General features: G+C 43.9%; 14 protein-coding genes. 3 read left to right on the top strand and 11 right to left on the bottom strand.

The window, feature by feature from the left end; translation table 11 throughout:
- Window positions 1-144: 144 nt before the first annotated feature.
- From FIU99_RS24250 to FIU99_RS24240, 3 genes are all read right to left on the bottom strand, one after another.
- Window positions 145-1,296 carry an HD-GYP domain-containing protein gene (locus tag FIU99_RS24250; protein ID WP_152472589.1) on the bottom strand — a complete coding sequence of 384 codons (1,152 nt, stop codon included), beginning with the start codon at window positions 1,294-1,296 and terminating at the stop codon, window positions 145-147.
- Window positions 1,297-1,471: 175 nt separating this feature from the next.
- The gene (locus FIU99_RS24245) at window positions 1,472-2,239 is read right to left on the bottom strand and encodes a sulfite exporter TauE/SafE family protein (RefSeq protein WP_006961285.1); all 768 of its coding nucleotides are present in this window, start codon (window positions 2,237-2,239) and stop codon (window positions 1,472-1,474) included.
- Window positions 2,240-2,360: 121 nt separating this feature from the next.
- On the bottom strand, window positions 2,361-3,194 hold the full coding sequence (locus FIU99_RS24240; RefSeq protein WP_253899454.1) for a DUF6279 family lipoprotein: 834 nt from the start codon (window positions 3,192-3,194) through the stop codon (window positions 2,361-2,363).
- 345 nt (window positions 3,195-3,539) lie between these two features.
- On the opposite strand from FIU99_RS24240, the gene FIU99_RS24235 reads away from it, so the two are divergent.
- The gene (locus FIU99_RS24235; RefSeq protein ID WP_152472588.1) at window positions 3,540-3,914 is read left to right on the top strand and encodes a cystatin domain-containing protein; all 375 of its coding nucleotides are present in this window, start codon (window positions 3,540-3,542) and stop codon (window positions 3,912-3,914) included.
- 82 nt (window positions 3,915-3,996) lie between these two features.
- On the opposite strand, the gene lhgO is transcribed toward FIU99_RS24235, so the two are convergent.
- The 7 genes from lhgO to FIU99_RS24200 form a co-directional block, all read right to left on the bottom strand.
- Window positions 3,997-5,202, bottom strand: coding sequence for an L-2-hydroxyglutarate oxidase (gene lhgO / locus FIU99_RS24230; protein ID WP_152472587.1), 1,206 nt, complete (start codon window positions 5,200-5,202; stop codon window positions 3,997-3,999).
- A gap of 285 nt (window positions 5,203-5,487) precedes the next feature.
- Window positions 5,488-5,841: a 50S ribosomal protein L20 gene (gene rplT, locus FIU99_RS24225; RefSeq protein ID WP_004401084.1), complete on the bottom strand. Its 354-nt coding sequence runs from the start codon at window positions 5,839-5,841 to the stop codon at window positions 5,488-5,490.
- 41 nt (window positions 5,842-5,882) lie between these two features.
- Window positions 5,883-6,077 (bottom strand): 50S ribosomal protein L35, encoded by a 195-nt coding sequence (gene rpmI / locus FIU99_RS24220; protein ID WP_019275792.1) that lies wholly within the window; start codon window positions 6,075-6,077, stop codon window positions 5,883-5,885.
- A gap of 103 nt (window positions 6,078-6,180) precedes the next feature.
- The gene (infC, locus tag FIU99_RS24215; protein ID WP_071881323.1) at window positions 6,181-6,732 is read right to left on the bottom strand and encodes a translation initiation factor IF-3; all 552 of its coding nucleotides are present in this window, start codon (window positions 6,730-6,732) and stop codon (window positions 6,181-6,183) included.
- Between the two features lie 3 nt (window positions 6,733-6,735).
- A complete protein-coding gene (gene thrS / locus FIU99_RS24210; protein WP_152472586.1) occupies window positions 6,736-8,664 on the bottom strand; it encodes a threonine--tRNA ligase in 1,929 nt (642 codons plus the stop codon).
- A 253-nt stretch (window positions 8,665-8,917) separates the two neighbouring features.
- Complete coding sequence (locus tag FIU99_RS24205) at window positions 8,918-10,546, bottom strand: methyl-accepting chemotaxis protein (RefSeq protein WP_152472585.1); 1,629 nt, start codon at window positions 10,544-10,546, stop codon at window positions 8,918-8,920.
- Window positions 10,547-10,927: 381 nt separating this feature from the next.
- The gene (locus FIU99_RS24200; RefSeq protein WP_006961293.1) at window positions 10,928-11,368 is read right to left on the bottom strand and encodes an Lrp/AsnC family transcriptional regulator; all 441 of its coding nucleotides are present in this window, start codon (window positions 11,366-11,368) and stop codon (window positions 10,928-10,930) included.
- A gap of 146 nt (window positions 11,369-11,514) precedes the next feature.
- Between FIU99_RS24200 and FIU99_RS24195 the strand changes: the two genes are divergently transcribed.
- Window positions 11,515-12,099 (top strand): LysE family translocator, encoded by a 585-nt coding sequence (locus tag FIU99_RS24195; protein ID WP_006961294.1) that lies wholly within the window; start codon window positions 11,515-11,517, stop codon window positions 12,097-12,099.
- Between the two features lie 96 nt (window positions 12,100-12,195).
- Window positions 12,196-12,966 carry a siderophore-interacting protein gene (locus FIU99_RS24190; protein ID WP_152472584.1) on the top strand — a complete coding sequence of 257 codons (771 nt, stop codon included), beginning with the start codon at window positions 12,196-12,198 and terminating at the stop codon, window positions 12,964-12,966.
- A gap of 40 nt (window positions 12,967-13,006) precedes the next feature.
- On the opposite strand, the gene FIU99_RS24185 is transcribed toward FIU99_RS24190, so the two are convergent.
- Complete coding sequence (locus tag FIU99_RS24185; protein WP_172845118.1) at window positions 13,007-14,119, bottom strand: YdiY family protein; 1,113 nt, start codon at window positions 14,117-14,119, stop codon at window positions 13,007-13,009.
- Between the last annotated feature and the right edge of the window lie 44 nt (window positions 14,120-14,163).

Genomic DNA, 14,163 nt, shown 5'->3' with positions numbered 1-14,163 from the left:
TCCTCCTACCAAGAGAAAAGAAAGGGAAAAAGTGAGGTAGGTAGAGCGCGCTTTTTCTACACAGTCATTGTGGCACTTTCGGGCAAAAATTAACCTAAATCCTTATCAAAACATCTAACAATGTGATTCATAATTGCGCTTCGATCACGAAGCCATAGCGTCTACCGCTTCGGCTCGATCAACATAAGCGGCACGAATATCGAGAAACAGATCGAGGTTAGACACTAAAACCCTGACACACTGTGGATCGAATATAACGCCCTCATTTTCTTCGATATATTCCACTACTTGCTCCACAGACCACGCTGGCTTATAGGCTCTTTTACTGAGCAACGCATCAAAAACATCCGCCAGTGTGACAATCCGAGCTTCTAGCGGAATCGACTCACCTTTCAAGCCATCAGGGAGCCCTTTTCCATTAAAGTGTTCATGGTGATGACGGACAATATTCTTGATAAACGCGATTTCTTCACTCGAAACGGAGTTCACACTCGATAACGAAATTACATCGTCGATAATGCCTTCACCATAAACCGTGTGGCGGTTCATTATTTCTCGCTCCTGAGGTGTATATCGACGATTGCTGTACAGAATCTCATCAGGAATCATGTACTTGCCAATATCATGAAAGGGCGCATACAAACGGATACGATGAATAAATGGGTGTGTCACTTCAGCAACGGTTTCTGACAGTAGACGGGCAATCAACTCACTGTACATTCCCATCCGCGTCAGATGCTCTTGTGTTTCGGGATCACGAGCGTGCCCCATATTCAACGCAACCGCCAAGGTAGACTGAAAATGTTTCTGGTTTTCATACAATTGGACAAACAAGCCTGCAATGAGCTGCGACAGGTAGGCAAAGTCTCGTTGACTGTCGCTAAGGCTGAAAAAACCATCTTCAGAAGCATTGAAAAATATGAAGCCAATCGTTTTTCCCTGATAAGAAATGGGAAAGGTGTAGCTGCTACTATGACCGAGTTTAATCAGCTCCTTGATTCGCTCTGTCTGAAGCATGTCGCGCAAACAGTCGACAATTCGAATATTGGCGGTAAATGCAATACTGGTAAGTGACGAGTTTTCTCTTAGTTCTTGCTCAAGATAATCATATCGACCGATGTCTGCCAGCTTGTCTCTGACATAATAATTAGACACGGTATTATTACCAATCAAGGCGATGGAAAAACGGGAGAGCGGTGGGTAAGACTTCATTGCCAGAGCATAGATTTCGTTCAGCTTGGAGATGATGTCCTGATTTTGAGCAGCCGTCTGGTTGAACGCTGTGTAATCAAACATGCAATGAGTAACCTTTGTTGTTGTGATAATTTGAAGCAGTTTCTCAGTATAGAAACTAAACGTATCAAATATTTAACAACTTGCTTACCAACACATCAGCAAACTTAGAATTTCATCATAATTTATGTGGTTATTTATGAGACACAACATGACTAACTATGATCTGTCGATTCATTCACGCCCAATAAACATCGTAGAAAAAGTATGTGGTCATCAAAACGCTCGATATCGCCACAAAACCTTTGACGTACTGCTGAGGCACATTACGCGATACCCGTGCAGCGGCGTAACCTCCAGATAGCGTCCCTAGCATCACGACAATCCCTCTAGGCCAGTCAATTGAGCCATCCAGAACAAATACTAAGATGGCCGTTAGAGAAACGCAGGAAGACACCAAAAGCTTAAGGCCATTCATTTGGTTAATGTCTTTGTACCCAGCAAGAACCAAATAACTCAGTACGATGACCCCTAGCCCAGCGTTGAAGAAGCCTCCATATGCGGAGACCAAAACCAAAAACAAGGAAAGTGCGATGGTCGACCAAACGGGGCTTACAGAGCCCTTACGAACCAGTTTTCCAGACCACTCACTGATTTTGTTGCCGAATAAGAACAACACTGTCGCAAACAACAGCAACCAAGGGATCGCTTCTAGAAACAGAGATTCAGACACGCTCAGCAATAGGTAAGCCCCTAAAGCGCCACCGATTAAGCTCAGGATAACTGTAAACAGAATGGTTTGAGGATGTTTACCGATGTCTTGACGAAACCCGTAAGCGCCACTGACGTAACCAGCACAAGCGGCAAAAGTATTAGTTGCGTTGGCGATAACAGGAGGCACGCCAACAAACAGTAAACTAGGAAACGTGATGAAGCTACCACCACCTGCAACGCTGTTAAGAATTCCGCCAAGCACTCCGGCTACAAACAATAGAATCCATTCCATCTTTTTGATTCAGTTGAGGATTATTAGCCCAATGTAGCGGCGTTCTCTCCTCAGGTAAACTAAAGGGGCAAATTTTTTGCCCCTTTGGAATACGATGAAATGGCTTACTACGCCAACTAGATCACTGAATATCGAGTGCTATGTTTTTCCAATCACGCAGCTCTTGGCGGTAATACGCGGTCTGTTCGTCTGTCACTGAGTTTATGATTTTAACCAAATACTTATCGGCGACCGCCTTGTTATGGCCGATCTTTTGCTCCAACTCCGTCGAATAAAAACTAGCGGGATTAAACATCAGTTGCTGGAAGTGAGGTTGAAAATATCCAACTTGCATACGATTGGTAAGCAAAGCATTCATTTCCACTCGCATTTTGGTTTGATGGTCTATCCAATCATATGAAGTTACATAAAGTTGGGAGGTCCACTCCTGAATCATCCTTTCTTGTTCCGGCGTTATAGAACCTAGCCAGTCATCAAAATTCTCAGTGATTTTTTCTTCATAGTTTTCACGAATTTTGTCTTCAGTGAGCTTCTGATATTTCTTTTTATAACGTGTATGTCGAACACGAATATTATCCATTAACTCTTCCGCTTGGTCATCAGACAGCTCACTCGCTAAAGTGAACATTTCTGGCGCTATCTGACTGACCAGCCTTTGAGTATGGTTCTGGAATTGCGCTTCTTGCTGCTTTAAGTCATCTTCAGTAAACGATTTAGGATCAAGCGCAATGAGCTGATCCAAATGCTGGATATAATTTGGAATCTCTTCCCGTCGATGCCAATCGCTGAGCACTTCAATTTTTTCACTGACCAGCTCTTCTTGCTCGTCATTTAATTCAACAAAATCTTCCAGATACTCTACCAACAACCAATCCATATTGTTATAAACAAACTTGGTACTACAGCCAGTTAAAGCAAAACAGAGCGCTGTTAATAATCCCCATTTCTTCATCATCCATTCCTCTGCCCAACACTGCTGAGAACATTATAATTATAGCTCTCACACCTGTAGAGAAGTGTGCACTGATTAAATTACCAGCAAATTAAATACCAGAATTTTAAAATGCGCTTTAGCTGGCTGATATTCCATAGAAACCTCTGACAACCATCTATCCTGACTTCACGCATTAGCTCGTATCGCACTTAAAAGCGGCAACACCTTTCCTCATGCCCAACTCTGACCTAAATTTAACGTATTGAACGTCTAAATATCTATGATTAATTGAACGGAAGCCACGCACTCTAAGTAATAGATTGACCCAAGCTTCGCTTACATTCTTAACATCAAGGCACAATAATAATGAACAGAACTTTTGCTTCGTCAGTGATCTCTGTGTTGGTACTTGCAGGCTGTGCTACACAATCGCAGCCCAAGCCGGAACAGGAACTCGCTCAAAATCCAATATGCATGGAAAAAGGGTTGCCTGGTGGATGGTCGACCTCAAGCATAACGCCTGAAGTCATGAGGGCGATGGATACCATTCTGGGCCAGATGAACACCGAGTCCCCCGTCAAACAAATCAATCAGGTGAGGACCCAAGTGGTCAGCGGGATGAATTACGCCATTGAATTTACCCTCGAAAATGGCGAAGTGTGGCATGCCGTGGTCAATCGCAACCTTCGGGATGATTATATGATTGAGCGAATAGCTAAACCTGGGCCGCTTTGCCCATAACTTCATTACATAAATCAAAAAAGCGGAGCCCATTACCGGCTCCGCCTTTTGTGATTATTAGATAACCTGAAGCACTACTGCTTTACTCAAACTTCTCTTCTATTTTTTTGCAAATATATTCGCCAATCGGAATGGCTGAGGTAGCTGCAGGGCTAGGTGCGTTGCAGACGTGAAGGCTTCGAACACTTTCAGAAAACAAAAAGTCATGTACCAGAGTACCGTCTTCTAGCACAGCCTGAGCACGCACACCTGCTGTATAGGGTTGCAAATCTTCCAATACCACTGCAGGACAATATTTATTGATTAACTTGAGATAGCCCGGCTTCCACCACGAGTTTTTAAACTCTTCTAGCCCAGTATTTAAGTGTTTCGCTGAGACACGCCAAAAACCTTTAAACAACAACATTTGCAACGTATCACGTAGGCTGAAGTTAAACCTCGAATACCCTTCTCTCTTCCAGCCTTGCACCGCATTGGGCCCTACCGTCACACTACCATCTATCATGCGAGTAAGGTGTACCCCAAGAAACGGTAACTCAGGGTCAGGAACGGGGTAAATCAGGTGATTAACGATTTGATTGTGTTTCTCAGGTAATTGGTAGTATTCGCCTCGATAGGGGATGATTTGAAAATCAGTTTTAATCCCCAACATTCGCGTCATTCTGTCTGCCATTAAACCACTGCAAGTGATCAGATGTCGGGTATTAAGCTGCATTGTTTGCCCATCTGCGACACACGTAAGCTGAATCTCCTCTTCAAGCTCTTGCGCGGCTACGACTCTCGTTCTCAACCCAATCAACCCACCAGAGGCCGTGAATTCTTCAACCATGCATTGAGCAACTTTCTTGTAATCGACAATGCTTGTCTGCTTAACGTAGATAGCACCTAAGCCCGTAATGTTGGGCTCTGCCAACTTCAGTTGAGCTTGGTCGAGCAATTCAACATCAATTTCGTTTTGCTGGCAACGTTCAAAAAGCGCTTCCATCCGTTCTAATTCAGCGTCTGTCGTTGCGACAATGAGCTTCCCGCAGTTTTCTACGTCGATACCGTGACGCTGACAGAAGTCGATGGTCGCCTGCACACCACGCTTACAGAAGTCCGCTTTGAGACTTCCGGGTTGATAGTAAACGCCAGCATGAATCACACCACTATTGTGCCCTGTCTGATGCTGCGCAAAATCAGCTTCTTTCTCTAGCAGAAGTATTCGTTTAGCTGGGTATTTTTGTTTTAGTTGCCATGCAGTAGACGCCCCCACTATGCCCCCACCAACAATAATATAATCGTGCACGACGTCCCTTTCTCTTAGCCCATATCAAGACAGCATCTTAATCACAATTGTGCCTAATTGCGCATAGGTGGAGCACAGTCACAGCAATGTCTAATAGTTAAGCCAGATTAATCGTGCGATTTGTGACTTGCCATCCAATATATTGGCAGAAGAAAAGTAATGAATGGATTGAAACATTTGACCAATAACGTAGGGGTTGGTCATCTTGAACGAAATGTGGGAATAGCAGAAACAAAAAAGGAGAGCCGAAGCTCCCCTTTTCTTAATCCTAATAACTAACTCTAATTAAAGAGCAGCTTTCGCTTTTTCAACTAGAACTGCGAATGCAGCTTTGTCGAATACCGCGATGTCAGCAAGGATCTTACGGTCGATCTCGATAGATGCTTTCTTAAGACCGTTGATGAAACGGCTGTAAGATAGACCATTCTGACGAGATGCCGCGTTGATACGTGCAATCCATAGTTGACGGAATTGACGCTTCTTGTTGCGACGGTCACGGTAAGCGTATTGACCAGCTTTAGTAACTGCTTGGAAAGCTACGCGGTAAACACGTGAACGTGCACCGTAGTAACCTTTAGCTTGTTTTAGAACTTTCTTATGACGTGCACGAGCTTGTACACCACGTTTTACGCGAGGCATTATGCTTCTCCTAAACTAAACGATAAATAAACTAAAAAGAATTAAGCGTATGGCATCATACGAACAACTGCAGCCACTTCACACTTAGGAAGGATTGCGTTTGGACGTAGTTGACGCTTGTTCTTAGTAGTACGCTTAGTCAGGATGTGACGTTTAGTAGCGTGCTTGAACTTAATACCACCAGCAGTTTTCTTGAAACGCTTAGCAGCACCTTTGTTGGTTTTCATCTTAGGCATGATGAATAACTCCGCATTGTAGTAGTTTAATAAACATGTAATCAGGGCGAATAAAACCCCGCCGTTTAAAAACGGCAGGGTTTAATTACTTGTAAGCCGTTAATTACTTCTTTTTAGGGGCAAGAACCATGATCATCTGACGACCTTCGATCTTCTTAGGGAAAGATTCCACTACTGCTAAATCAACAGTGTCTTCCTTAAGACGATTTAGAACGTCAACACCGATCTCTTGGTGTGCCATTTCTCGGCCACGGAAGCGAATTGTTACCTTCACTTTGTTGCCTTCTTCAAGGAAACGCGTCAGGTTGCGTAGTTTTACCTGATAGTCTCCAATATCAGTTCCAGGACGGAATTTTACTTCCTTAATCTGAACCTGTTTTTGCTTCTTCTTCTGCTCTTTAGCAGATTTGCTCTTCTCAAAGAGGAATTTACCGTAGTCCATTACTCGACATACTGGTGGCTCAGCGTTTGGACTGATTTCTACTAGATCCATACCCGCTTCTTCAGCTGCTGCTACTGCTTCTTGAATAGAAACAACGCCAACTGATTCGCCATCAGCGCCAGTCAAACGAACTTCACGAACGCCACGAATTTCACCGTTTAAACGATGAGCATTTTGTTTGGCCGGTACTTGGCCGCGTCTTCCGCCTTTAATAGTTTATTCCTCCAGATTGAGCTTACGGCTTGAAATCTCGTCTTGGATGTATGAAACAAAGTCATCCACTTTAAACTTGCCGAGATCCTTACCTTTACGAGTACGTACTGCAATCTCTCCAGCTTCCATCTCTTGGTCGCCACAAACCAGCATATACGGTACACGCTTCAAAGTGTGTTCGCGGATTTTAAAGCCAATCTTCTCATTTCTCAAGTCTGCTTTAGCTCTAATTCCACATTTTTGTAGTTTTTGGGCCACTTCCTGAGCATAATCCGATTGCTTATCAGTAATATTCATAATTACTGCTTGCTCCGGAGATAGCCAAGTCGGGAAGAAACCGAAGTATTCTTCAATCAGAATACCAATGAATCGTTCTAGTGAACCTAGGATAGCACGGTGAATCATTACAGGAACTTGACGTTCGTTGTTTTCATCCACGTAAGTCGCCCCTAAACGGCCTGGTAGGTTGAAGTCTAGCTGAACCGTACCACACTGCCATGCACGATCTAAACAGTCATGCAGTGTAAATTCAATTTTAGGGCCATAGAATGCACCTTCGCCTTCCTGAAGCTCATATTCAATATTCATTGCTTCAAGAGACTGCTTAAGCGCTTCTTCAGATTGGTCCCAGATCTCATCTGAGCCGACACGTTTTTCAGGGCGAGTTGATAGTTTAACGACGATGTTATCGAAACCAAATGTTTGATACGTATCGTAAACCATCTTGATACAGCTAGTCACTTCCTCTTGGATTTGACTCTCAGTACAGAAGATGTGTGCATCATCCTGAGTGAAGCCACGTACACGCATAATACCGTGTAGCGCACCAGAAGGTTCGTTACGGTGACACGAACCAAATTCCGCCATACGTAGCGGTAGATCACGGTATGATTTAAGACCTTGGTTAAAGATCTGAACGTGACCTGGGCAGTTCATTGGCTTGATCGCGTATTCACGGTTCTCAGAAGAAGTCGTGAACATCGCATCTGCGTATTTGTCCCAGTGACCAGAACGTTCCCAAAGTACTCGGTCCATCATCAATGGGCCTTTTACTTCTTGGTAACCATATTCATCTAGCTTAGCTCGGATGAAGACTTCCAGATCACGGAAGATAGACCAACCATTGTGGTGCCAGAACACCATACCCGGTGCTTCTTGCTGCATGTGGAACAGGTCTAGCTGTTTACCGATCTTACGGTGGTCACGCTTCGCCGCTTCTTCTAAACGAGTTAGGTGCGCTTTCAGCGCTTTTTTGTCGTGGAATGCAGTACCGTAGATACGCTGAAGCATCTTGTTATCGCTGTTACCACGCCAGTAAGCACCAGCTACGTTAAGTAGTGTGAAGTGCTGACAGAAACCCATATGTGGTACGTGAGGACCACGACACATATCGATATATTCTTCATGATGGTACAAGCCTGGACGATCGTCACGCGATACGTTTTCGTCAAGGATTTCAATCTTGTACGTTTCACCGCGAGCTTCAAATGCATCGCGAGCTTCCTGCCAGCTAACCTTTTTCTTGATTACTTGGTATTTGGTCTTAGCCAGCTCTTTCATGCGCTTTTCGATCTTATCCAGATCTTCTTGCGTTAGAGAGTGCTCTAGATCGATATCGTAGTAGAAACCATTGTCGATAGTTGGACCAATCGCCATTTTCGCTTCAGGGAAAAGCTGCTTGATCGCGTGACCAAGTAGGTGAGCACAAGAGTGGCGAACGATTTCTAGACCATCTACTTCGTCTTTAACTGTGATGATTTCTAGGCTTGCATCTTGTTCGATAAGATCGCATGCATCAACACGGTTACCATCTACACGACCAGCGATGGTTGCTTTCGCAAGACCAGGACCGATAGATTGAGCGACTTCAAGAGTAGAAACTGGGTTGTCAAATTGACGCTGACTGCCGTCAGGAAGAGTAATAATAGGCATTTAACTGTCCTTTACAGTGGTGTTGCACACCAAGCAACACATGCAATTTAAAATCATGTCTTTAACTGAGAAAACAATAGGTTAAAGACGAGAGTTTTGTCCTTTTCTGCGCAAATACGAATGCACAATTCAGGAGCGAACGAGCATTGTAACCAAATCAAATAAAATAACAATCCATGTCACAGAAATGTCTTAAATAAGAAGAAGGGCTGATGATCGCTCAACAGCCCTTTGGAATGAAAACAATGACAACTTAAAGCTTGAAGAAAGAAAGCTGCGCTTTCTGTTTTTCTGCCAACTGTGACAGCTCCGAGCTAGCACTCGCGCTTTGGCTAATGCCCGTTACGTTTTGGTTAACCAACTCAGACATGTTCACCACGTTTCGGTTGATATCCTGAGTGACCTGAGACTGCTGCTCCGCTGCTGTGGCCACCTGAGTATTGGTATCATTGATATTGACAACCGACTCGGTAATACCGACCAGCGCTTCGTTGGCTTGTTTCGCAAGCTGGTTGTTTTTATCTAACATTTCCAAACTCACCTGCATACTGTCATTCGCTAAACCAGATTGCTTCTGCAGCTCTTCAATGATTGCCTGAATTTCACCAGTCGATTCTTGAGTACGAGCTGCTAACATTCGGACTTCATCCGCGACTACAGCAAATCCTCGGCCTGACTCCCCTGCTCGCGCCGCTTCAATAGCTGCGTTCAGCGCTAGCAAGTTTGTCTGTTCAGAGACGCCACGAATCACTTCAATCACATCACTGATTTGCTCTGATTGCTCTTTAAGAGTCAGTACAACCTGAGCCGCATTATTCAGTGCATGACTCATCTGTGCGCTGGCTTCACTACTCTCTTGGAAGATTTGTAGCCCAGATTTTGCCAGTTGATCAGCTTCACGTGCCGTGGAGTCAGCGAGCTGAGCATTGCCACTGACATTATCTGCTGTACTAGCCAGTTCGTTGACAGCAGAAGCCACTTGCTCAATCTCCGCCAGCTCTTGTTGAGCATTACCTTCAGCTTGCGTCATCACTGCCGCTAGTTCAGTAGATGCCGATGCTACTTCTTCACTAATACGCATCAACTCGTCTACCGTCATGTGCAGTTGTTCAGCCGTGGAATTTACATCTTTGCTTAGCTGAGCGACTTCGTTTTCACCTTCAGAATCCGCACGAGCGCTCAAGTTACCTTGAGCAATTTCGCGCATCACCGATTGTAACTTTTGGATAGGCGTTACGATCATGCCTGATAACAGCCAAGCGACAAAAAGAGAAGCCGCCAAAACAGCCAATACCGTATACATCGCAGTGTTCTGAACTTTCTCGTTATTACGAGTGCTCTGTTCCATTGCTTTACCAGCAAATTCATTCACTTTTTGAGATAATGTATTGATTGCACCGACCATTTCATTACCAGCGTTACGGTACTGAGCAATGAAGTTGTTGTATTCCTGCTCACTGACCGCACCGTTATCACGACGAGTAAACAATTCAACCGAGCGATTGGAAAAACTGACGTAATTCTCAATGGCACGGCGTACCACATTCACATCATCACGAAATGTTTTTCTTGATGCCATCATGTCGAGGTCTTTTTGAATCTGAGCCATTCCAGCTCTCAATTCGTTCAGGAAGACTTCGCGACGAGAAGCATCATAAATCGCATACACGGCACTGATTCTCAGCGGGTATACCTGATCATCGATATTTGCCAGCGTATCTTTATAAAAGATTAGAGAATCTGTGTTAGAGGCAGTCGTTGCTTGCTCTTCTTGCAAGTTGTTCTTTGTAATCCAAAGGGCAACGAGCAGAGTAATCGTTGTTAGTAAGACAGGTAATAAAACCTGACGGCGAATAGACAAGTTCTTTAATGATTGTTGCATTGAATTAATCTCAATCAATTAGTTAGCGTCTTCCTTGATTCGGGAATATTCCCATATAAAATCAGGCGGCAATTCTAGAGATAAAATGTGACCAAGTCCACACTATTATTTGTTTAATTTCATATAGTTACAGACATATAAATCAATGATATTTAATTAACAAAACAAATATATCTAGTTAAAGAAAACGCCGAGATTAATTAATGTTTATTTAAATTATCTGCAATAAAAAAAGCCAAGCTAATGCCTGGCTTCGATTCAGATGAAGACGTCTGATTCGTGACAATAAAAATAGCCAACTCATAGCATTAGCTCTTCATGGGGTGACTTTTACAGCTTAATGAAATTGGTGAGTGGTATTATTCGGAAAAACTGATGTTATTAGCGTTCATCTTTAGGTGTATCCATCACCACCATAGTGGTAATAGAGTTCACCTGTCGGCACTCACCAAGCACATCGGCGTGAAACTTCTTGTAGCTAGGAAGATCCTTAGTCTCAACTCTAAGCAGGTACTCGTTTGAGCCAGTAATGTTGTGGCACTCTACGACTTCGTCAACAAATCTGACATGCTCTTCAAACTCTAACTGAGCTTGTTTTCTGTGACTCGCCAAACCAATGGAAACATAGGCAGCAAATCCAACACCCAGTTGGCTGCTATCCAATACAGCACGATAGCCTTTAATAACGCCTTGTTTTTCTAATTCCTGCACTCTTCGCAATGTTGCTGAAGGTGATAAACCAATCCGTTCAGCGAGCTCAACATTGGAGATCCTTCCGTCCAATTTCAGCTCGTGCAATATTCTTTCGTCAAACTTATCCATGTCGCCTCTATATTGTGCAATTTCAGGTTAGCCTTCGAATAAAAACACAAAATTGCGCCCTAATCCACCTAATATAGAACTCGACCGGTCAGACAATTCATTCAACGCAATAATCTTGCTTCTCCAAGCAAGAACAGGAGTCCATCATGGAATTAGAACAACTTGGCGCTCTGGTGCTTTTTGCCTTTGTCTCGACTTTCACTCCGGGGCCTAACAACATTATGCTGATGACCTCAGGAGCAAATGTAGGTTACAGACGAACTCTACCTCATATGTCAGGAGTAGCCTTTGGGTTTGCTTTTATGGTGATGTTGGTCGGTATTGGTCTGACGGGCATTTTTGAAGCTTATCCAGTGACTCACCAAATTCTCAAATATGTTAGCCTAACTTACCTTGGCTATCTGGCTATTAAAATTGCCCTTAGTGGTAAAGCGAAAGACGTCGAAGACTTCAAGCCAATGACCTTTTTGGGTGCAGCCAGTTTCCAGTGGGTAAATCCCAAAGGCTGGTCAATGGCGCTAAGCTCAGTCACTTTGTACAGTAACGGCGGCGGTTGGTTTGAGCTCTCGATCATCGCTTGTACCTTCTTATTGGTAAATTTTCCATCGGGAAGCTTCTGGATCATTGCTGGTCGTGAGCTCCAGCGCTGGTTAACAAGCAATATTAGAGTGAGAAGTTTTAATGTGCTTATGGCGGCATTGTTGGTCGGTTCAACCTTGCCGATGCTGTGATCAGGCGCTTCAATGTAAATAATGTTAAAGATGCTGTCTCGCTGACGAAAGTGCTGTTAATCTAAATGCGAAAGAGAATAGTTATCGAGTAGAAGTATGAAGAAGCCATCAGCAAAATCACTTACCGTCCAGTCAACACAAGCAATCACTCCGAACATGCAACGTATTTCGCTGCATGGCTCAGAGTTAGCTGAATTTCCAGCCGATTGCACTGGCGGCTACATCAAGCTCCTGTTTAATCGAGAAGGTGGTACAGATTTAAGTCAACTAGGTGAAGAAGAACGCCCCGTGATGCGAACTTACACAATTCGCCATTTTGACCCAGTAGCCTGTACAGTTGAAGTCGATTTTGTTCGCCACATCACTCAGGATTTACAGTGTGGTTTCGCTGCACGTTGGGCAATGCAAGCTCAGGTTAATGACAACATCGCTATTGCAGGGCCAGGTTCCATTTCGGCCTTAAATCTGGAAGCAGATTGGTTCTTTATGGTCGCCGACATGACGGCTCTGCCAGCTTTAAGTGTTAAAGTTCGAAGCCTACCTGAACAGGCAAAAGGTTACGCTGTTATTCAGGTTGAATCAGAAGCAGATGTTCAGCCAATTGAGGCTCCAGAAAACGTCAAGGTTATCTGGCTCACTGCGTCACAATCTCTTGAAGATCAAGTACGAAGCCTGCCTTGGTTAGAGGGCAACGCTTCCGTTTGGTGTGCATGTGAATTTGATTCAATGCGCAAACTAAGGAAGTACTTCCGTAATGAAAAGGAAGTGGCTCGCGAGAATATCTACATCAGCAGTTACTGGAAACAAGGTGTGTCAGAAGATGGCCATAAGGTAATCAAGCGACAAGACGCCGACGAAAATCAATAATCAAAAAAGCGAAGCTCGATAGCTTCGCTTTTTCGTTTTATTAGATTTCGTAACTCAGACCGAAATTGATTTTGTAGTCGTCTTTTTCTGGTACGACGCCATCCGAATCAGCCTTGGTTTGCGAGACGTGATCCCAAGTGGCTTTGATACTGAATTCCAGATCGCCGACTAAGTCGATATCAAATCCAAGATCATTTTTATGGCGCATACCACCCGCGTCATCACTTGCCCAATCTAGGTTATAGGTGTAGCTAAAGTCGATGTCCTTGGTCAACTCGTATTCGAAGTTTGATTCTAAGGTCAAAATCGTACTGCTGGCACTTGAGTCCTCGCCCTCTTCTACTGTTGAAAACTCACTGTACTGCATACCCGGACCAATCGATACATCCCACTCTGTATCAGAGTTGGCGATAAAGAAGTAACCCACCTGCATCGAAGCGTTTACCTGATAATCCAAGTTCTGAAATTCGTCACTCAACGCTGAGAACTTGATCGGCCTGAAAAACAGTCGATTGTTGATATAAATATCGTAAGAGCCGTCAAACTGACTCTTCTGAGCCGTTTTCTCTTTGTTGGATTCAGACACTTCATGGCGTGCATTAAGCTTGGTTCTAGACTCCACCGTATTTCGCTCAGCCTCGACTTCACCCAACATCGAAAACTCATCAGTGTTCCCTTTGCTGATATCTAGACCAAAGAATAAATCCGCAGTCCAATAATCCGAATCTTTCTCAGAGCCTCGGTAAATAGAAACCACCTGAGTAACCGGGAATGATTGTTCCTGATCGCCTTTTTTCAGATAGAGCTTGTTATCTCGGATTGATAAATAGCCGTCATGAATCTCTCCGCTAGCCGTGCGGATAGTGAAATAACTTGCTGTCTCAAGGACAGAGACATCTTCAAGTTCAATTTCCTGATCGCCAAGGTCATCGCTGTCGAATTCGATTTCCTGATCGTATGAGTTAGATTCCTTTTTAACAGTTCCAGTCAATTCACCTTTTAGCACTTCACCGGATTTCAATTTCACCCAATCGTCACTTTCATCGATGTAAACAGTTTGGCTATTAAGCTCTTCTGTCACTTCTTCGGCCGCAAAGGCATTTGGCTGGGCAACAACAGTGGCAATACAAAAAGCCGTTACTTTAAGTTTCATCTGTACCTTTTCTGTCTGGTAGGAACCAATCGCATTGCGCATAA

Source organism: Vibrio sp. THAF64 (assembly GCF_009363455.1).
In the GTDB taxonomy this organism is placed as follows: Bacteria; Pseudomonadota; Gammaproteobacteria; order Enterobacterales; family Vibrionaceae; genus Vibrio; species Vibrio coralliilyticus.
Note: the sequence above shows the minus strand (reverse complement) of the source record. Positions and strands in the feature narration are given on the sequence as shown.